The sequence below is a fragment of the Cysteiniphilum halobium genome, from assembly GCF_003574425.1.
In the GTDB taxonomy this organism is placed as follows: Bacteria; Pseudomonadota; Gammaproteobacteria; order Francisellales; family Francisellaceae; genus Caedibacter; species Caedibacter halobius.
Genome location: NZ_QLIU01000015.1, coordinates 63,046 through 83,622 on the forward strand (window position 1 = coordinate 63,046; position 20,577 = coordinate 83,622).

Annotated in this window: 21 protein-coding genes and 1 tRNA gene; 8 read left to right on the forward strand and 14 right to left on the reverse strand. The window is 37.0% G+C overall.

Going from position 1 to position 20,577, the window contains the following annotated elements; all coding sequences use genetic code 11:
• Positions 1 to 61 precede the first annotated feature (61 nt).
• From DNK85_RS03735 to DNK85_RS03750, 4 genes are all read left to right on the forward strand, one after another.
• Positions 62 to 1,885, forward strand: coding sequence for an ABC transporter ATP-binding protein (locus tag DNK85_RS03735; RefSeq protein WP_119328239.1), 1,824 nt, complete (start codon positions 62 to 64; stop codon positions 1,883 to 1,885).
• 214 nt (positions 1,886 to 2,099) lie between these two features.
• Positions 2,100 to 2,255 carry a hypothetical protein gene (locus DNK85_RS03740; RefSeq protein ID WP_162896510.1) on the forward strand — a complete coding sequence of 52 codons (156 nt, stop codon included), beginning with the start codon at positions 2,100 to 2,102 and terminating at the stop codon, positions 2,253 to 2,255.
• Positions 2,239 to 2,466: a type II toxin-antitoxin system RelE/ParE family toxin gene (locus tag DNK85_RS12390; RefSeq protein WP_119328241.1), complete on the forward strand. Its 228-nt coding sequence runs from the start codon at positions 2,239 to 2,241 to the stop codon at positions 2,464 to 2,466. The genes DNK85_RS03740 and DNK85_RS12390 overlap by 17 nt, the downstream gene beginning before the upstream one ends.
• The gene (locus tag DNK85_RS03750) at positions 2,456 to 2,755 is read left to right on the forward strand and encodes a helix-turn-helix domain-containing protein (RefSeq protein WP_208123126.1); all 300 of its coding nucleotides are present in this window, start codon (positions 2,456 to 2,458) and stop codon (positions 2,753 to 2,755) included. Before DNK85_RS12390 ends, DNK85_RS03750 begins: the two co-directional genes overlap by 11 nt.
• Here the strand turns inward: DNK85_RS03750 and rlmKL are convergent.
• The 3 genes from rlmKL to DNK85_RS03765 form a co-directional block, all read right to left on the reverse strand.
• A complete protein-coding gene (gene rlmKL, locus DNK85_RS03755) occupies positions 2,735 to 4,969 on the reverse strand; it encodes a bifunctional 23S rRNA (guanine(2069)-N(7))-methyltransferase RlmK/23S rRNA (guanine(2445)-N(2))-methyltransferase RlmL (protein ID WP_119328242.1) in 2,235 nt (744 codons plus the stop codon). The two genes, DNK85_RS03750 and rlmKL, sit on opposite strands and share 21 nt — an antisense overlap.
• Before the next feature lie 77 nt (positions 4,970 to 5,046).
• Positions 5,047 to 5,994 (reverse strand): hypothetical protein, encoded by a 948-nt coding sequence (locus tag DNK85_RS03760; RefSeq protein WP_119328243.1) that lies wholly within the window; start codon positions 5,992 to 5,994, stop codon positions 5,047 to 5,049.
• Positions 5,995 to 6,004: 10 nt separating this feature from the next.
• Complete coding sequence (locus tag DNK85_RS03765) at positions 6,005 to 6,448, reverse strand: nuclear transport factor 2 family protein (protein ID WP_119328244.1); 444 nt, start codon at positions 6,446 to 6,448, stop codon at positions 6,005 to 6,007.
• A gap of 193 nt (positions 6,449 to 6,641) precedes the next feature.
• Here DNK85_RS03765 and DNK85_RS03770 point away from each other — a divergent pair, with 193 nt between their 5' ends.
• The 3 genes from DNK85_RS03770 (at position 6,642) to DNK85_RS03780 (ending at position 10,889) form a co-directional block, all read left to right on the forward strand.
• Positions 6,642 to 8,168: an APC family permease gene (locus DNK85_RS03770; protein ID WP_119328245.1), complete on the forward strand. Its 1,527-nt coding sequence runs from the start codon at positions 6,642 to 6,644 to the stop codon at positions 8,166 to 8,168.
• A 185-nt stretch (positions 8,169 to 8,353) separates the two neighbouring features.
• Positions 8,354 to 9,901 (forward strand): APC family permease, encoded by a 1,548-nt coding sequence (locus DNK85_RS03775; RefSeq protein WP_119328246.1) that lies wholly within the window; start codon positions 8,354 to 8,356, stop codon positions 9,899 to 9,901.
• Positions 9,902 to 10,163: 262 nt separating this feature from the next.
• Positions 10,164 to 10,889 carry an outer membrane protein gene (locus DNK85_RS03780; RefSeq protein ID WP_119328247.1) on the forward strand — a complete coding sequence of 242 codons (726 nt, stop codon included), beginning with the start codon at positions 10,164 to 10,166 and terminating at the stop codon, positions 10,887 to 10,889.
• 36 nt (positions 10,890 to 10,925) lie between these two features.
• On the opposite strand, the gene alr is transcribed toward DNK85_RS03780, so the two are convergent.
• Together alr and DNK85_RS03790 are read right to left on the reverse strand one after the other, a co-directional pair.
• The gene (gene alr, locus DNK85_RS03785) at positions 10,926 to 12,116 is read right to left on the reverse strand and encodes an alanine racemase (RefSeq protein WP_162896511.1); all 1,191 of its coding nucleotides are present in this window, start codon (positions 12,114 to 12,116) and stop codon (positions 10,926 to 10,928) included.
• Between the two features lie 18 nt (positions 12,117 to 12,134).
• Positions 12,135 to 13,727 carry an APC family permease gene (locus DNK85_RS03790; RefSeq protein WP_119328249.1) on the reverse strand — a complete coding sequence of 531 codons (1,593 nt, stop codon included), beginning with the start codon at positions 13,725 to 13,727 and terminating at the stop codon, positions 12,135 to 12,137.
• Positions 13,728 to 14,052: 325 nt separating this feature from the next.
• Between DNK85_RS03790 and DNK85_RS03795 the strand changes: the two genes are divergently transcribed.
• Positions 14,053 to 15,231, forward strand: coding sequence for an MFS transporter (locus tag DNK85_RS03795; protein ID WP_119328250.1), 1,179 nt, complete (start codon positions 14,053 to 14,055; stop codon positions 15,229 to 15,231).
• Here the strand turns inward: DNK85_RS03795 and DNK85_RS03800 are convergent.
• The 9 genes from DNK85_RS03800 to rplO form a co-directional block, all read right to left on the reverse strand.
• Positions 15,232 to 15,307, reverse strand: a tRNA-Lys gene (locus DNK85_RS03800).
• A 371-nt stretch (positions 15,308 to 15,678) separates the two neighbouring features.
• Positions 15,679 to 16,119, reverse strand: a complete 441-nt coding sequence (gene rplQ / locus DNK85_RS03805) for a 50S ribosomal protein L17 (RefSeq protein WP_119328251.1) — start codon at positions 16,117 to 16,119, stop codon at positions 15,679 to 15,681.
• A gap of 29 nt (positions 16,120 to 16,148) precedes the next feature.
• Positions 16,149 to 17,123, reverse strand: coding sequence for a DNA-directed RNA polymerase subunit alpha (locus DNK85_RS03810; protein WP_119328252.1), 975 nt, complete (start codon positions 17,121 to 17,123; stop codon positions 16,149 to 16,151).
• Between the two features lie 21 nt (positions 17,124 to 17,144).
• Positions 17,145 to 17,765 carry a 30S ribosomal protein S4 gene (gene rpsD / locus DNK85_RS03815; RefSeq protein ID WP_119328253.1) on the reverse strand — a complete coding sequence of 207 codons (621 nt, stop codon included), beginning with the start codon at positions 17,763 to 17,765 and terminating at the stop codon, positions 17,145 to 17,147.
• 18 nt (positions 17,766 to 17,783) lie between these two features.
• Positions 17,784 to 18,170 carry a 30S ribosomal protein S11 gene (gene rpsK / locus DNK85_RS03820; RefSeq protein ID WP_117001392.1) on the reverse strand — a complete coding sequence of 129 codons (387 nt, stop codon included), beginning with the start codon at positions 18,168 to 18,170 and terminating at the stop codon, positions 17,784 to 17,786.
• A gap of 30 nt (positions 18,171 to 18,200) precedes the next feature.
• Positions 18,201 to 18,557: a 30S ribosomal protein S13 gene (gene rpsM, locus DNK85_RS03825; protein ID WP_117001393.1), complete on the reverse strand. Its 357-nt coding sequence runs from the start codon at positions 18,555 to 18,557 to the stop codon at positions 18,201 to 18,203.
• 109 nt (positions 18,558 to 18,666) lie between these two features.
• A complete protein-coding gene (rpmJ, locus tag DNK85_RS03830; protein ID WP_003017816.1) occupies positions 18,667 to 18,780 on the reverse strand; it encodes a 50S ribosomal protein L36 in 114 nt (37 codons plus the stop codon).
• Between the two features lie 24 nt (positions 18,781 to 18,804).
• Positions 18,805 to 20,136, reverse strand: a complete 1,332-nt coding sequence (gene secY, locus DNK85_RS03835; RefSeq protein ID WP_119328254.1) for a preprotein translocase subunit SecY — start codon at positions 20,134 to 20,136, stop codon at positions 18,805 to 18,807.
• A 7-nt stretch (positions 20,137 to 20,143) separates the two neighbouring features.
• The gene (gene rplO / locus DNK85_RS03840) at positions 20,144 to 20,575 is read right to left on the reverse strand and encodes a 50S ribosomal protein L15 (RefSeq protein WP_119328255.1); all 432 of its coding nucleotides are present in this window, start codon (positions 20,573 to 20,575) and stop codon (positions 20,144 to 20,146) included.
• Positions 20,576 to 20,577: the final 2 nt, after the last annotated feature.

A 20,577-nucleotide genomic window follows, 5' to 3' on the forward strand; every position in this document is an offset into this window, starting at 1 on the left:
TACAACATAATTTACAAACGGTATAGCTTGAGGATTTATTGTATTTCAGGATAATGCTTATATGTTCATCCCTAAATGCGATCAATCATTGAAATCTAATACTTATTTATCAACAAGCAAGTACCCATTATTGCGATTATTAAGCTATATGCGCGGCTATCGCAAAGATTATCTTTTAGCACTCTTATACTCAACACTTAACAAGCTTTTTGATATTTTCCCTGAGATTCTCTTAGGTGTTGCTGTCAATATGGTTGTATCCAAACAAGGTTCATGGATTGCGCAAATAACAGGTATAAACTCCCTATTCTCACAATTGTTGATTTTGGGATTACTTACTTTCTTTATCTGGGCATGTGAGTCATATTTCCAGTATTTATACAGCCTAAAATGGCGTAATCTTGCACAAAATATTGAACATAAACTGCGTACTGACGTCTACGGACATATTCAAAAAGCCAATGTTCAACAAATTGAATCAACCTCAACAGGACAAATGATTTCAACGATTAATGATGATATCAACCAAATGGAAAGATTTTTAGAAGATGGTGTTAATCAAATCGTGCAAATTATCGTTTCGACCATTTTTATTGGTATCGTATTCTTATTTGCTTCACCATTAATTACACTACTTGCCATTGTGCCTATTCCTTGCATTATCGTTGGTGCATTTTATTTCCAACATCGTTTAGCGCCCAGGTTTTTGGAAGTACGCCAAAAGGCCGCCGAAATAAGTGGTGATCTACAACGTAATCTACTTAATCTCTTAACCATCAAAAGCTATACAACCGAAGACTATGAAGCACAACGCATTGAAAAAGTCAGTGCCAATTATCAAGCGGCTAATCGCAAGACCATCCAAATTAGCTCAATGGTCACACCTGTTATTCGCATGTTTGTATTAACTGGCTTTTTATTTACATTACTTATTGGTGGTTATCAAACATTTCATGGACAAATGAATGTCGGCACCTTTAGTATGCTGATTTTTTTATCACAACGTTTATTATGGCCTTTCAATAACCTTGCCGTGGTAACGGTTGATTATCAACGCGTAATGGCATCAACAACACGCGTGCTCAATTTATTGACTTGGTCAATAGAGGACTTACATAACAAAGTATCTCCATCAAAACTTATAACAAACCATCAAGATATTACTCTTGATCACGTCACTTTTGGCTATGAGAATAATGTGCCTGTGTATCAAGATTTAAGTCTATGCATCAATGCACAACAAACCACTGCATTTGTTGGCGAATCAGGCTCAGGAAAAAGCACATTGATTAAGCTTATGTGTCAGTTTTATATACCACAATCTGGCACTTTAAAATATGGTACTCATAATATTCAGAGCTTTGATTTATCATCATGGCGCCAACAGATCGCGTTAGTGAGTCAGGATAGCTTCCTCTTTGACGGCAGCATTAGAGAAAATATCGCTTATGGCTCTTTTGACGCTAATAGTGAAGCAATTATACATGCAGCTAAAGTTGCAGGGCTGCATGAATTTGTTATGCAATTACCCAACGGTTACAATACCGATGTCGGACAACGCGGTTTATTATTATCTGGCGGTCAGAAACAACGCATTTGTATTGCACGAGCAGTTTTAAAAGATGCACCAATTTTGATTTTGGATGAGGCAACTTCTGCAGTAGATAATGAAACCGAGCTTGCCATACAGCGCGCTTTAAACAAAATATCCAAATCCAAAACAACCATTATTATTGCGCACCGACTATCAACGATTCGCCATGCCGATATCATTCATGTGATGGATCAAGGACAAATTATTGAAAGCGGTACACATCAAGAATTACTAAATCTAAAAGGGAAATATGCACAACTTTGGGATATTCAAACAGGTAATATGTATTGATGAAACTAGTAGGCTATGACCATATTCCTGCCCACGTTGATTGCATAAGCGTTGGCTGAGCGTAAGTCGAAGCCTCTATGACCATATTACTTTTCACCTTTTCACTTTTTAAGTAATTAATAACTGGAGTTAGTTAAGTTTAGCTTTGCAGATAGCGCCAACGATGATAAAAAATCATCAAAAACTTGACACACATCCCTCTGGGTGTATCCTTATGAGAAAGGCAACCTATATTTATGTAATGAATATATATTTTTACAAAACCTCAAATGGCCGTGAGCCTGTGAAAGAAGACATAAATAAGCTACCACGTGATGAAAAGCTAGCTGCATATGCGAGACTTGCTGACATAGATAAAGTATGGCTTTGACTTTGTTAAAGTACAATTTAAACAAATCAAAGGTAAACTTTGGGAAATTAAGTATAAGTCTAAGAACCAACATCGCATCCTATATTGTATGCAAGATTCAAATGCTATGGTGTTGCTTCACTATGTGAAGAAAAAAACACAGAAGTTGGAAAACAAAGATAAGGATATCGCTGAGAAACGAATGAGTGAGGTACTAAGAAATGAAAAATAAACATATTGGATCAAGTATCCAATCAGCCATCAAAGAGCAAATGGAACATGACAAGCAATTCAGCATAGATTTTGAACAAGAACGCTATATTAATGAAGTTGCTCAACTTGCTTATCAGTTAAGAATTGAATCAGGACTTAGCCAAAAAGAACTCGCTGAGAAATCAAATACTACACAACAAGTTATTTCTCGTCTTGAAAGCGGCTCTGATACAAGACTACCCTCTTTTAACCTGCTCTCAAAAATAGCTCATGCGTTGGGGAAAAAGCTAACCATTCGATTTAGCTGAAATCTGCCAACAATGGTGAATGGTTGGTCTTCTTAGAAAGTCACGTGACAAGCATTTATCATCAATGTTTTGGCAGTCATACTTTGCCTGCAGCCCTTCATCAAACTTGAACTTGCGATAATTGTTAGAGAAGTACAACACGCCCTTTCTTGTTAAAAGTCGCATTGCCAACTCGATTAACTCGACATGATCACGCTGCACATCCAGTACATTTTGCATACGCTTAGAATTAGAAAATGTTGGTGGATCTAAAAAAATCACATCAAATTGTTTACGCGCTTTAACTGCTTCTTTAAGCCATGTAAAGCAATCCGCCTGAACAAATAAATGCTGATCAATATTTAATTTATTCAAATGAAAATTGCGTTTTCCCCAATCTAGATAGGTCTTTGACATATCAACATTGACAGTTTTAGCACCCATCAATGCGGCATGAATGCTTGCTGAGCAAGTATAGGCAAATAGGTTTAATAATGTTTTGCCTTTAGCCGCTTTTGCCACGATTTGGCGCATTTTACGATGATCTAAAAATAGACCTGTATCTAAGTAATCATTAAAATTCACATAAAACAAAGCGTCATGCTCTTTAACCACATGGAACTTATCGGTTATTGCCTGTCTTTGATATTGACTATCACCCTTTTGTCGCTGACGTGTTTTTAAATGAATATGCTCATATCTTATCTCTAACACTTCGGCAATATGATAAACCACTTGCAATAGACGCTTTTGTGCAAATTTTTCATCAACTGTTTTACCCATTTGATACTCTTGTACATGCACATGGGTATTATAAAGATCGATTGCAACCGCATATTCAGGCAAATCCGCATCATAAATACGATAACACTCAAGCTCTTGCTGCTGTGCCCATTTTTGGATTTGTTGATAATTCTTTAATAGACGATTTTTAAATGCCAAATGCCCATCATCTTGCAAAACTGCATTCTTAGCCTGACGCGTTAATTTCTGCATCACAGATTCATGTTTCATCACCCATTGATCTGATACTTCAAATTGATAAAGCATCGTCTCAAGCGCACCATTGAAGAACTTATTGACTTTCATCGCTCTTAAGCCAAGTGCTCTGACAGGTTCACTTGCCGCACTGAATATCGATACCTTCCAACCACTGAAATCACGTATTAATGCTTTGCCAAACCCGCTAAATAGTCCACGCAATTTTTCCGGTCTGCCATGATACAAACGCTCACCATAGGGTGGGTTGGTCAAGATAAAACCCGTTTTTTCATGCGCATCATTACTTAAGTCTCTGACATCCTGCACAAAGACTTCAATCGCACCAACAAGATCAGCGCTTGCTATATTCTGGCGTGCCTTGTCCAATACGCGCATATCATCGTCATAGCCAATTAAAGTTATATTATTTTTCTCTTTGCCCATATTTTTACGCATTAACGCTTCTGACCTTAACGCCTGCCATGAGCTATGATCAAAATCACGCCACTGCATAAAACAAAACGTATCACGCGTAAGGTTTGGCGCAATATCATATGCCATCATCGCAGCCTCAATTAAGATCGTCCCTGAACCACACATTGGATCGATAAAATTTACCTGATCTTTTTTAAGCTCATCTAACCAACCACTTTTGACAAGTAGTGCGGCAGCTAAAGTCTCTTTCAATGGTGCTTCACCTTGTGCTAAGCGATAGCCTCGACGATGTAAGCTTTGTCCTGTCAATGACAAATAAATAAATGCCATGCCTTTTTGCAAATGAATATTGATAACAATATCTGGATGCTCTAAATCAACGTTTGGGCGCTCATCCATCTGATCACGGAAATAATCAACCACCGCATCCTTTGCTTTTTGCGCCGCAAATTGGGTGTTATTAAACACTTGATGTTTACCAGAGACCTCAATTTTGATCGATTGTTTAACCTCAAAGAAGCTTGCCCAAGGTAACGAGTAGAGCTCATTATAAAAAGCATCAGCACTATCAAACTTAGTCGCATGCAATTTGCGATGCACTTGATTTGCAAGTCGCGACCATAAACACACCTTATAAGCAGTGACAAGATCAGCTTCAAATTCAACACCAGCAAGCTTCTCACGTGCGTCATCAACACCTAGTGCTAATAGCTCATCCTTTAATAATAATTCAATACCTTTGGCACAACTTGCAAAAAAACTTAATCGTTTTGCTTGCTCTGCATTCTCGGTCGTTTCAGTCGTTGGTGAAATATCCATTAGAAAAATAATCGCTAAAAATTCAATCTGGCGATTATAACACCATCGATAACTTTTTCGTGAATTAATTTTATTGATTAAAGCACTATCTGCTTTGCGATTTTCAATGGAATTTTAGTGAGCGCTTGTTGCAGTTGCATGCTAGCTTTTGCATAGTAATCTGCCTTATTTAAGTCATCCTTAATAAGGTTTAGATATTGCGCAAAGGTGTATATTTTCGCAGGGTTTAACTCACGTAACCATTCACCTGGATCCGCAAAAAACTCAAAAAAAGCAAAGGTCTTTGCCGCCATTGTCGGCACTGCCAGATCAATTAATGAGATCATTTCCTCATTTAGGTCACCTGTTGCCTCACTTTTACCAACCGCATCAAAAAAACGTGCAATACTGGCTTTTCTTAAGGTTAATCCCCCAGAGTTAATTGTCTCGGAATGCCCCAGCTTTACCGTAGAAAATACACAATCAAATGGATTATTATGCGGCATAACAACACTCACTGGTTTAACTTTATTTGCTTGGCTTGATGTTTGCGTTAAGGAATTACTACTCTCTTTTGCTAATGTTTTAACATGTGCAATAGCATAGGCAATCACCTGCTGATATAACCCTGAAAACTCTTTATTGGCACGTTCTAACGCATCTAGCAATTTAGTTACATCTGCAGCTTTTTCCAACTCAGCATATTGCGCATAATACGGAATCATTAATGCACCAAATAAAAGCTTTCCTACATGCAAATGACCTCCTATTATAAAACCATCCAGACTGAAATAGTCAAAAGTTGGTGTAATTTTAAACTGTTGAATAATATTAAATACCTCACCTTCAGCATCTTTGACATGCTGGCATGACCAAATATAAGCATTAACAAGCTCATCTAATGCATATTGATGCTGGTCATATAATTCAACAAATTTTTGGGTAAAAGCGGAAGCAAAAGTAAATGTTCCCTTTAATACTCGTTGATGATTTACTTCAAGTGTTGTCGCACCGATTTGATAATTTACTGCAACTTTATCTGACATGATTTTCTCCTTAGTTTACGTTAGTGTGTCGAGAACCTAGATCTGCATCACTTGCTTCCCCACTTATTAAATAAGTCAGCTCATCACACATAACCAATTGATCTTCTTTAAATTGAAACATTGCAATGACTTTTGCTTTGACCATTACCCCATTTGCTTTTTTTGCTTTAACATAATGCACGCTAGATACTTTATTACCCTCTTCAATTAAATGATCAAAATCAATTGTTACTTGACTTACTGTTGCTTTAAGTACTTTGATATGCGCAATAAATTCATCAAATCTCAGAATTTTATTATCAACATACTGTATATAGTTAGGGTGAAAGTATTTGTAAATATCTGCTTCATTGAATCCATCTTTTTCAAGGATGGTTTTAAAGATTTGTACTAATTGCTCTTTTTTATTTAGGCAATGCCCTTGTGTGCTTTGACCAGTTTTTTCTGTATTCATTATAGCCTCATTTAATGTTACTTTATCTAAACTATCCGCATTATATCCATACCATAATGAGAATTTTATATATATTAAGACAGATATTTGCTCTTATCGGTCATGAGCAAATTTAAACCATATCACTTCTTGTTAAAAACCTACTTTTAGAATATTATTTAAAAGTTTTTAACTAAATAGAGGGGGAGCTGATATGGAGAAGAGACTAAATCAACCAGGGCTTTTTTCAGCAATTGCCATTAGCATTGGTACGATGATGGGTAGCGGTTGGCTGTTTGCGTCATATTACGCATCGAAAGCCGCAGGTGGTGCATCAATATTGTCATGGATCATTGGTGCACTTTCTGTGCTGATCATGGCATTATTACTAGCAGAAATTGCCATCAAACATCCAGTTAATGGGCTTTTTACCCGTTTGATTAGCATTTCACATAATCCACATTTTGGTTTCGTTACGGGAATATCAAACTGGCTTTTAGGCTTGATTGTCATTCCATCTGAAGCCATGGCGACCACACAGTATATTGCATCTATCTATAAGCCAATGACATCATATATATTCACCAATGGCGCATTAACATTAGCTGGTGTCATTGTAGTTGGCGTGTTTATGTTGATTTATACACTGATTAATTACTGGGGCATACATTTTTTTGCAAAGATTAATAACTCGATCACTACACTGAAAATTATCATCCCTATTGTTACGGCTATTCTTATGCTACTTGCTGCATTTCATAGCAGTAATTTCACGGCACAAAATGCAAGCTTCATCCCATTTGGCAGTGCTAGTATTTTTAGTGCAATTGTCAGTTGTGGGATATTTTATTCATTCTTTGGATTTCAAACGGCCGTTAGCTTTACCGCAGAGCTTAAGAACCCTAAACGCAATGTACCGATAGCACTAATCAGTAGTGTGTTAATCGTGCTTGGCATTTACCTACTGCTGCAGATTGCCTTTATCGGTGCGCTACCGCCACATATGCTCAATAATGGCTGGGCTGGACTTAATTTTGAATCACCATTGGCACAATTAACCGGCCTAATCGGACTAAATGTCTTAGCTGTTGTACTATATGCTGATGCTTTTATTAGCCCATCCGGCACAGGAATTATTTATACCGGCGCAAGTACGCGCATGTTAAATGAGATGGGTAAACACGAGCAAGTGCCAAAAGTGTTTGGCAAAGTTAATGAGCAGATTGGCATGTCACGTATTTGCTTAATTTTCACTTTTATCTGTTCACTGATTCTAATTATTTTCTTTAGAAACTGGCAACTTATTGCGTCATTAACCACAACATTTATTTTAATTGCATGTATTGCATTACCTATTGCCTATAGCAAACTTAAAGCCAATAAAAATGACCCATTAACGATAAGTTATTTGCCATTTCCACAGTTTTTTTCATTTGTGATTTTTTTATTTTTAAGCTATTTATTGATGATTTCAGGCATTGTCAATTTGGCTGTGGCCTTGATTCTACATTTGGCATTTTTTGTGATGTATGCTGGCATGAAAATAAAAACAAATAATAATAAACTTGTCAAAGAAATGATCATTGGCTCTTGGGGAATTTTCTTATTTTTAGTATTTGAGTTAGTTGCTGCTATTATTTACAGTCACTTTGCAAGTTATAGTGTGTTTTACATTATCTTTTTGATATTTAGTGCGCTGTTTTATTTTGTACTTGTTGCACAGAAGTCAGATCATTGCTAAGAAAGATGTACAATAATTACCAAAAAAATACATAAGATCTTTACATAAATATTTTATGCTTTGTGAAACGATGATGACTATTTGGATCAGACTATTTATAGCCACCGTATGGGGAACGGCTGCTCGTTATGAAAGTAATCACATTGCAATAATACTTTAAATAAACTACTGGAGGAGGAATTTCTATGGCTGTCAATACAGATAATATAAAATCACCGGCTTTATTTTCTGCCATCGCTATTGGCGTTGGTTGTATTATTGGCAGTGGTTGGCTTTTCGCATCTTACAATGCTGCAAAAGCAGTAGGCTCAATGGCATTTCTATCTTGGATCATTGGTGCAGTTCTTGCCTTAATCTTGGCTTTGTTATTAGCTGAAACAGCAACTATGTTTAAAGAGCGTGCCTTTTTCGCACGTATTCTCACATTATCACACAAGAATATTGACTATGGCTTTGTGGTTGCTATTTCAAATCTTATGGGACTCATTCTGGTGATCCCATCTGAAGCCTCAGCAACAATCCAATATTTAAGTGGCATATACCCAAGCCTTATGATTGGCAAAAATTTATCATTAACCGGCGAACTATACGTTGTGCTTTTGATTATCGTATATGGACTGGTTAACTTCTGGGGGTTACAGATTCTTTCTAAAGTAAATAATATTATTACCTTACTTAAACTTATTGTACCGTTAGCGACTGGCTTGATTATCATTATTTATGCTGGTTGGCATGGTGAGTTTCATGCTACAAATTTTTCATTAAGCGGCTTTCATCAATCCGTGGGTAGTATGATTGGTGGCGCGATAGCCACAGTAGTTACCGGTGGTATTTTTTACTCCTTTTACGGCTTTGGAATGATAGCTGTCTTTGGTGCTGAGCTTAAAAACCCTAAACGCAATATCCCATTAGCATTAGTTGGCTGTGTACTCATCTGCCTTGTTGTTTATCTTATTTTACAGTTTGCCTTTATCGGCGCGATGCCGACCAAATACCTTGAGCACGGCTGGCAAAATTTACAAGTTTTTTCTTCACCACTGGCACAACTGCTTGGTTTAATCGGTGTTAACATTGCAATGGTTTGGGTGCTTTATGCAGACTCTGCTATTAGTCCATCAGGCACAGGCGCTCTATATATGGGGTCAAGCTCGCGGATGATCACTGGGATGTCACAAGATGGCCAATTACCTTCATTCTTTGATCGCATTATTGCTAAGTATAATTTATCAAGACGGTCTTTAATTACTGTTTTTATCATTGGTGTAATCATGGTGTTTTTCTCTAAGAACTGGCAAAACATCATGATTATGGTAACCGTATTTCAGCTTATTTCATGTGTTGCCATTCCAGTGGCATTGGCACGCTTACGAAAATCTGAGCCTCAAACTGAACGCGCGTTTAAAGTACCTTTTGGTCTATCGTTAAGTTATATAATTTTTCTTGTGGTGTCATATCTTATGGTACAAGCATCAATGAAAGCAGTCCTTTTAGCACTTATTGTGCATATTATCTTATTTATTGTCTATACATTGAGTTACTATAAAAATGATATCAGTAAGATCTGGAAATCATTTCGCTCTTCCTGGTCTATCTTCTTTTATTTAGCGATCAGTGTGCCATTTAGTCACTTGGTTGATATCAAATCATTTGGTCATTTATATACACTAATAGCATTCTTTATCGCTTACACCGTAGCCTATATTGTCATGGTTAATCAAAAAAATCATCAGTAATTTCTCCAGCGTACAATACCCATCATAAATCTAATGGCACTACCTTAAGAAGTATTTTGTGAATATAAGCTTTGCAACGAGCTTAAATCAACCATCCCTGGCAAACTAGATTGCCACGCATCCATGCTGGCAATGACACCCCATGACTTGTCAGCCTGAGCTAGGATGGCATGAAATTCAATAACAGAAATACTGTAAAATGATTTATGATGGGTATAAGCTTAAGCCAGGATGACGAGAAACTAAGATAGCAAAGATCACTATGAAGAAACTAATAGCACTTTTGGCTCTAGCTTTGTCTGTAAGCTCAGCAATTAGTCATGCCTACGAAACCTTATCTTATGGCTTTTTTGATGTTAATGGTGGTTATGCCAACAGCCCCAGCACGCTTGACTGGAATCAATTCTCACGACCCAACTATACAATTGCAAGCAACGGTAAAAACTCAAATGCCTTTAGTGTGAGTATGCTTGGAGGACTTGGTGCTGATCTAGGTTACCACCTATCCCTAGAAGCAATGCTTGGCATTGGCTTTACAAGCGCCCTATACAACAGTAGTGCTAACATCACTAATATACTCACATCAGCAACTACACATGGCAACTTGAAGATTAAGCGCTCACTCTATGCACCAGTATTACTTGGTTTAAAATATCAACCATTTAATCATTTTAGCCTCTCTGCAGCAGGAGGTGCTGCATTTTTAAACCAAACTTACAAAGCAAATTTGAATGGTTTTAGCACACTGACGCCAAGTGCTGGCACACTATCAGGCTTTCAACCTGCTATACGCTTAGCAATGGATGTTAAACTGACAAGCAACTTAAGCTTATCAGCAAGTTATTTACGCACTTTTGGTAATGCAACGATCAATAATGACAACCTTAAACCATTACCTATTCAAATATTTAGCCTAGGATTACGCTATCAATTCCCCATGGGTGAAGCGCTTGCTAAGCAGCGTATTTATGGCGCAAATATGGTATGACTAGATTTGATGCATCACTTAAGTTTGACTAATAATTTAGATGCACTCTGACTCGGTTACGACAACATTTGCAATTGCAATATAATAATTGAGCATTGATAAACTTTTCAAGTTAGCATTACTAATTATTTCTTGGGAAGAAATCTCATTTATTCCAAGATTACCCTCTTGCCTACCAACTATGATGACCTCATCACCCTCAGATATACCCTTGAAATTATCTGTAATGTCTACCATAGTAGTGTTCATAGACATGGCTCCTACGGTATTGAATCTCTTACCTTGTATAAGCACTTGCTTTATATTGAAAGGAATACCATTCACTTTTCCAAAAGGCATATTTGCTAATATTGAATCTCTCTGAAGCACTGCTTTGCTGTTATAGCCTACTGTACTTCCCTTAGGGAAAAACATCTTTGCCGTAACCTGACTTTTAAGTGTTAAGATATATTCCAGCTCTGCTGGAGATTGAGTTTCTGTTTTTTCACCATAAATAAAGGATCCCAGTCTTATCATGTCTAAATGAGAATCAGGTAGTTTTAAAGCGGCTGAAGTTGCTGCTATATGCAGTAATATTTCCCCCCTGTTTAATCCCCCCTTCTTAATGACAAAAGAAGCTTCATTCTTGAAGGTTTCTAATCCTTTTTTTATATATATTGAATCTTTGGCTGAGGCATTAGGGAAATGGGACATAATCCCTACTATTTTTAAATTTTTTAATTTCAGAATTTCCTCTAGATCTTGCATGCCAGATGCTGTACTAAGATCAAGACCATTTCTTCCCATACACGTAGAATTTAAATTAAGATGTATCGGTATAATTTTATTATATTTTTTAGCAATCAAATTCATCAAAATAGCAAGATCTAAATTTCCTACCATCTCTTGAACTTCTTGATAAATATCTAGATGTTTTAGGATATCTTCTATTTCGCCTGTTGTTGCCTGCCTGACTCTCATAATGGTTTGATTAAAACCATTTTCCCTTAGTGTTAAAATCTCTTGATTTTCTCCAACTCCACAGTATTTAATACCAACTTTTTTAACGGAATCTATAAGATTTGAAATTTTAAAACCATAAGCATCTGATTTCATAATAGCCATTATATTGGTATGACTAAATCTCTGTTGTGCTATTTTTAGATTTTTTAAAAAGGCCTTGGTATTTAATATCACTTGAGTTGGTGCGTATGGCTTTATAAATCTAGATTCTTTATTGTTTTGCACAATAAACTCCACACTTCTTTATTGAAAATCTGTTAGCTTATCATGTTTGATTTGCTGACACATTTGAACAAAATTTCTATTGGTCGAAACATAGAAGAAGATTATGGCTAATGCAATATGTATCACAAAAAATACATAATAATTAAATATGCCATAACCCTCATATTGTGCAGGACCCAATAAAATATTCACCAACACTAGCCATAAAAATATTAAAAATGGTAACGTACATTTCAAAATATATATTATATCAGCGGAGTCATTATTTTTTATATTAAACGCGATAAAAATACCCATAAGTATAGTTATAACAATCGTCAAGTATGACATATCTTTAAAACCAATAAAGGCGAAAAATATTGTTTGAATTACAAATAGCAGATAGCACAATGGCTTTGCAAAAGGCATTTTAAATTTTCTCACCATCGCCTGAGAGCCATTTCTCATGGCTACTAAAGATATAGGTATAATCATATACATTAATACTATCAAAGCAGTAATGATTAAAACAATTGCACCCCAACTTCTAAATAAGAATAAGAACACTAAAGCCAATAGAAAGTTAAATATCATGGCTCTATAAGAAACCTGAAACTTTGGATGTAATTTAGCAAAGAAACCAGGAATTATTTTCTCACTAGACATTCCAAACAATACTCTAGAGGCTGTACCAACAAAAGTAATTCCTGTTCCAGATGGAGACATTACAGCATCAACATAAAGTATCAAAGCCATAAAATTAAGACCCAACAAAGTTGCTACTTGTACAAAAGGCGAGTTGAAATTTAATGATACCCAACCTTGTGTTGCGATCTGATGTCTATCTAAAGAACCAATAAATGCCGTTTGCAATAAAATAAAAATTAAAAAACATAATATAATCGACAACGTAATTCCAAGAGGGATATTGCGTTGAGGATTTTTTATTTCTCCTGCAAAAGAAGTCGCTAATTGAAACCCATTAAAAGCATAAACCATACCAGCAGAAGTCACTGCCATCAGAATAGAGTTTATACCATACGGTGATATCTGGCTATGATAGGCTGTAAAATTAGAAGTATCAAAATGAGCCCCCATAATAACAATACATACATATACAGGGATAATTATCTTTAAAATTGCTATAGTATTATTACATCTTCTGAAGATATGCATACCAATCATATTAATTAACCAATAAAATAGCAAAAAAATTAAAGATAACCCTAATCCTGCAAGCGTTAAGTCCCCTTTAAACATTAATATGCTAGATATTGTTGGAGACAGATGAGACAAGTACTGTACTGATGCTTGAGCTTCACCTGGCATACTACCAACAAGCTCTAACCAGATAGCAAAAGAAAATAATGCTCCAAAATATTTGTTATGAGAAATTGCACCCATTCTTCCTACTATCCCTCTAACAGGGAATAGTACAGCTATCTCAGAAACTGCTAACCCCATGAGTAAGAAAAATACTAAAACAACTAACCAAGAAAAGTAAACCCCTGATCCTGCCTGTTTTGCTCCCAAATATGAACTAAAAAGCCAACCACTTCCAATTATTCCGCTGACTGAAATAAAGATTATCGTAAATAATCCAACACTTTTCTTTTCTTCAACTTCTTTCATTTTTCCTCCCCCCAAGTATAAATAACTAAACTACTCCCACACTCCTCAAGTTATTATGACGTAAGTATCATTAAAAAATAAAATCCTGACATAGAGGATAAATTCAAATGATTATGATCCATGTCCTCACTTATTATCACAACAATAAAAGTTAATGTCAAAAGTTAGGTGCTCCCGCAATAAATGTGGCGTGAAAAATGAGTATTTGACCCAGTAAAATCAAGGTATTGTTTAATTAAACTTAACTTATGTCAATATTTTCAGATATTGTTAATTTGGGTTATTACACATAAAATTCTGGGCAAAACATATTAAAGACACCCTTATGAAAATCTATAAAATCGCTATATTACTAAGTTACTTATCTATTGCTTCTGTATCTGCTGTAATGCTTACACCTGCCTTACCACAGATCGGCAAATTTTACATACTAAATGCATCTAGCCTCTCATGGTTTGTCGGCATTTTCTTATTTGGCTATGTTTTTGGTCTGTTAATTTACGCACCACTTGCCAATCGTTTTGGTAGACTCAAAGCCATACGTTTTGGTTTTCTAATTAACTTAATTGGCTTAGTCATCTGCTATATTGCGGCAACTAGTATTCTCTCTAGCTATAGTTTGCTACTTTTAGGTCGGGTTATTACAGCACTTGGCTCCTCTGCTGGATTAGCCAATACTTTCACATTAGTCAATGAGTTACTAGATGAAGCGCAAGCAAAGAAAGCAATCTCTTATTCTATGCTTTCTTTTATGTTGAGTATCGGTATTGCAGTAACTCTCGGTGGTATCATCACTCAATACTTACAATGGCAAGATCTATTTTTTATATTGTTTATTCACGGCGCACTAGCATATTTATCGACTTTTTTGTTTCATGAAACATTGCAAGAAAAACACTCACTACATCCTACTGTTATTATCCAAAAATATACACATGCTCTAAAAAATCATCGTTTACGCCATTATTCTTTGATTATTGGCTTATGTTCAACGGTATCCTATGGCTATGCAGCAGCAGCACCAATTATTGCACAGCACATGCTGCATTTAACACCTAGTCAATATGGCTATTGGAATTTAATCGCACTAGCTGGCACATTGATAAGTGGTTTAACAGCATCACGCATACTCCATCGATTTGATGCCAATAAGATCATTATTATTGCTATTGTTATTATCTTGATTGGTGCAATATTACTTTACCTTAGCATTGCACTTAATGCTGGTGCATTAATATTCTTTCTTATCTGTGCACTACTATATTACTTTGGCGGATTACTATTCCCCAGCGCCACACTCTTTGCATCATCTGCTATTAATGATAAAGCCTCTGCTTCGTCGATGATGAGTTTTGTCAATATGGGCTCAGCAATGCTTGCAGTTATTATCATGGGTTATTTACCTGGGAATAGTGCACTACAATTTAGTCTTATTCTTATTTTGTTTATTGCGATCAATATTTTTTCTGGAATTTTACTAAGAAGGGATAATAATAGACATTAATGGTGGGTCGTGCAGGATTCGAACCTGCGACCAATTGGTTAAAAGCCAACTGCTCTACCGACTGAGCTAACGACCCAACGAGGAGCTATTATAGCGGCTCAACCCCTCATTGCAAGGGCTTTTTCAAATTAATTCCTGCCATGTAAAAATCTGCACTTTTTACATTCAAATATAAACTTATAGCTTACATCTTTTACCATTGTGCAATGGAATTTCATGATGAATATTCAACTTAAAATCATTAACTGAGGTTAAATATATAGTCATTCTAATAAATACCCATACATCTTTAACCTATATTAACAAGAGATCATCAAGGTCACGGTTGATCGGTTATATACTGGAATCACTATAATACGTAGTCCCAATAATTCAACACCCTTTTTCTGGCAAAAAAAAACCTGCAATTACAGCAGGTTTTCATAGTATAGCAATAAAAACTTTAGATTAAGCTTCTACCGCTTCAACTTCTACTTGTGGACGATCAACTAGCTCAATAAATGCCATAGGCGCTTTATCACCAAAGCGAAAACCACACTTAAGTACACGGGTATAACCACCTGGACGAGCTTCATAACGTGGTCCGATTTCTTCGAATAGCTTCTTAACCGCTTCTTTATTACGCAAGTAATTAAAAGCTTGACGTCTTAAAGCAACCACTTGACCTTTGAACTCATTATTATCATGATCAGTTGTTGATTTACGCAGCTCAACTTCACGCTTTGCAAGCGTAATTAAAGGCTCAATAAAACCTCTTAATTCTTTTGCTTTAGGTAAAGTTGTTTTGATCAGCTCATTCTTTAACAATGAAGCTGACATGTTTCTAAACATCGCTTTGCGATGGCTGCTTGTTCTATTAAACTTACGACCACTCTTACGATGACGCATAGTAATTTCCTTCTAGTTAAAATTATATATTACTTACTAAGCTGCTCTGGCGGCCAGTTGTCAATTCTGACACCTAAAGAAAGGCCTCTTTCAGCTAACACAGCTTTTATTTCATTCAAAGACTTACGCCCCAAGTTTGGAATGCGCATTAAGTCTGATTCAGGGAACTGTACTAAATCACCCAAATAACGGATATTCTGAGCTTTTAGACAGTTCGCTGATCTAACCGTTAATTCTAAGTCTTCAACAGGTCTAAGTAATAAAGGATCGATTTCAGGGGCATCTTGTGCAGATTTGCGACCTAGTGGTGCTTTCAAATCTACAAATACAGCGATTTGCTCATAGAAATAAGTCATCGCTAACTCAATTGCCACCTCAGGCTTAATCGTACCTTTAGTACGCATATAAATTTCTAATTTCTCGCTATTATCATCTAAAGCTGAAACGGTAAAAGAAACATCTAGAATTGGATTGTAAGCCGCATCTAATGGAATATAACCAACCAGCAATTCTTCAACCGCTGCTTGTGTATAAACCGTTGATGGTACAAAGCCACGACCCTTTGTCACTTTAAGCGACATATTAAGCTTGCCACCATCGTTAAGGTTAGCAATGACATAATTGGGATCTGATACTTTGACATTACCACTAACTTCAAGATCTTTCGCCAATAATTTTGAAGGACCTGCTTTGGTGATTGTCAAATACGCTTCTTCTGTCTCATCTTGTAAACTAATAGCCAGTTTTTTTAGATTAAGCAGAATTTCTACAACATCTTCCTGTACACCTTCGATTGTACAGTATTCGTGTAAAGCGCCCTCAAGTTGCGCTTCTGTTACTGCAGAACCCGGTATAGAAGATAATAAAATTCTTCTGAGAGCATTTCCCATTACATGACCAAAACCAACAGCTAATGGCTCAAGCACCACTTTAAAGTGGTTATTTTTCACCTCAGTAACACTGCCAATTTGTGGTTTGTAAGCTTCAGTTGGACAAGTATGCATTAACTGCTCTCCGTTTATCTATTATTTAGAGTACAATTCAACAATTAACTGCTCATTAATATCAGCAGATAATTCAGCACGCTCTGGCTTAGACTTGAAAGCACCTTCAAGCTTCGCTTCATCCACTTCAATCCAAGATAAAGTGCCACGTTGCTTAGAAAGCTCCAATGCACTTTGAATACGCAATTGCTTCTTCGATTTTTCACGAACAGCAACAACGTCACCCGCTTGTAAAGCGTATGAAGGGATATTACATGCTTTGCCATTCACCAAAATGCCTTTGTGTGTCACTAATTGACGTGCTTCTGCACGTGTTGCACCAAAGCCCATACGGAAAACAACATTGTCCAAACGGCCTTCTAAAAGCTCCAGTAGATTCGCACCGGTATTACCTTTACGTCTTGCCGCTTCCACATAATAACGCTTAAATTGATTCTCAAGTATGCCGTAAATACGACGTACTTTTTGCTTTTCACGCAATTGTAAACCATAGTCAGATAGGCGCGCTCTTTTTGCACCGTGTTGACCTGGCTGCGTGTTGATTTTACATTTTTCTTCGATCGATCTTACACCGCTTTTTAGCTGAAGATCAGTACCTTCTCTACGAGAAAGCTTACACTTAGGTCCTAAGTATCTAGCCATTTCACTTACCTTAAAATCTTATACACGACGTTTTTTCGGAGGACGGCAACCGTTATGCGGTAACGGTGTTACATCCGTAATGCTCGTCACTTTGAAGCCTTTTGCATTTAAAGCGCGTACCGCAGATTCACGCCCAGGTCCAGGACCCTTGACAAGAACATCTACGTTTTTCACACCATACTCAAGCGCAACATCACCTGCTCTTTCAGCGGCAACCTGTGCTGCAAAAGGTGTACTCTTACGAGAACCTCTAAAACCACTACCACCAGAAGTCGCCCAAGACAACGCATTACCTTGACGATCCGTAATAGTGATAATCGTGTTGTTAAAAGAAGCATGGATATGCGCAATCGCATCCGGCACGCTCTTCTTGATTTTCTTCTTAGGCTTTACAGCTTTTGCCATAAGTTTGATTCCTATTTGTTATAATTGTACTTATGCCCTAATTGGCTTTCTTGGTCCTTTACGCGTACGAGCATTTGTCTTAGTACGCTGACCTCTTACAGGCAGATTACGGCGATGTCTACGACCACGATAAGTACCTAGATCCATTAAACGCTTAATGTTCATTGATACTTCACGACGAAGATCACCTTCCACTGTAAACTTGGCAACTTCACTTCTCAATAACTCAATCTGCTCTTCTGTCAAGTCTTTGATTTTGTTGCTTGGTTCAATGTTACACGCAGCACATATTTTAATTGCGCGTGGACGCCCAATACCATAAATCGCTGTTAAGGCAACATCAGCGTGCTTATGATCAGGAACGTTAATCCCAGCTATACGAGCCATTTACAATACTCCATTTACTTTATTAATATCTTAAAATTATTCGTTAATTTGGCACGGCGGACGAATATAACGCTTTTCTCATGAAAAAGCAAGCCACCATGTCTAATTATTAACCTTGACGCTGTTTGTGTCTTGGATCAGTACAGATCACACGAACCACACGATTACGCTTGATCACTTTACAGTTTCTACACATCTTCTTCACAGAAGCTCTGACTTTCATCTGATTACCTCATTCTTGTTAAAATTATAATTTACCGTAATTACTCAAGTTTGCTTTCTTTAACAGTGAGTCATACTGAGTTGACATCATATGTGACTGTACTTGCGCCATGAAATCCATGATAACAACCACCACGATCAATAGCGATGTTCCACCAAATGTAAACGACAACCCATGACCAAAAAAGTCCATGACAAAAATTGGTAGCAAACAAATTGCTGTAATATAAATCGAACCGATAAGTGTTAATTTACTCATTACCGAATCAATATATTTTGCCGTTTGCTCACCAGGCCTAACTCCAGTAATAAACGCACCAGAACGCTTAAGATTATCTGCCGTTTCTTTTGGATTAAAAACAAGTGCCGTATAGAAAAAGCAAAAGAAAATAATCGCTGCTGCAAAAATTAATGTATACAGCAAGCTACCTGGTTGAAGCGCTTCACCAATTCCAGCCAGCCATCCTAGTGATGATGAAGATGCAAACCAGTTGGAAAGCATCCCAGGGACCATCAAAATAGATGATGCAAAAATAGGTGGAATTACACCTGCCATATTTAGTTTTAATGGTAAATGACTTGTTTGCGGCGCCATCATCTTACGACCCTGCTGACGTTTAGCATAGTTAACTGTAATACGACGTTGGGCACGCTCCACAAAAACAACAAAGGCAACAACTACTAGTAAGATAACTAACAACACCCAAACTGTTAGGTATGAAATAGCGCCTTGATTGGCTTGTGAAATAGTCGTGCTAATTTCAAATGGCAAGTTAGCAACAATACCAGAGAAGATCAGCAATGAGATACCATTACCAATACCACGCTCAGTCATTTGCTCACCCAACCACATCAAAAACATACTACCTGTTGTCATTGAGATAATTGCGGCAAAATAAAACAAAAATCTTGAGTCAATATCCACGAGTCCTGGCTGATTAAACGTATAAACTGCGATACCAAACGATTGCACTAACGCTAGCGCCAAAGTCGCATATCTTGTGTATTGCGTTATTTTCTTCTGCCCTGATTCCCCTTCTTTTTTGAGCTCCATCAGCTTTGGTGAAACCGCACTCATCATCTGGAAGATAATCGACGCAGAAATATAAGGCATGACACCTAATGCGAAGATACTTAGCTTCTCGAGTGCGCCACCAGAGAACATATTAAACATGCTCAAAAGCCCATTGCCACCAGCGTATTGTCCTGACATCAACTTACTCAACTGATCGGCATCAATATATGGGATCGGGATATAGACACCTAGTCTAAAGACAATAATGCCTAATAAGACAAAAAGAAGGCGCTGTCTTAATTCCTTAAGTCCACCACCTTTTTTAAGATTTTGTGTTGCCATAGCAATATTACTCTACCTTGCCACCAGCAGATTCAATAGCTGCTTTTGCACCTTTAGTGCAATGCAAACCATTAATAGTAACTGGTTTATTGATTTCACCACTTGCAATAATACGCGCTTGAAGCATATCTTTACGTATAATACCTGCCTGCTTTAACGCATCCAGAGTCACTACGTCAGCTTCGATTGCATTTAGTTCATGCAATCTAATTTCAGCAACATATCTTGCTTTTTGTGAAGTAAAACCAAACTTAGGTAGTCTTCTTTGTAAAGGCATTTGACCGCCTTCAAAACCAACTTTATGGTAACCACCAGCACGCGCTTTTTGACCTTTGTGACCACGACCAGAAGTCTTGCCAAGACCACTACCGATCCCACGTCCAAGGCGTTTTGCAGCAGGCTTAGAACCTGGTGCTGGAGAAATTGTATTTAATCTCATTG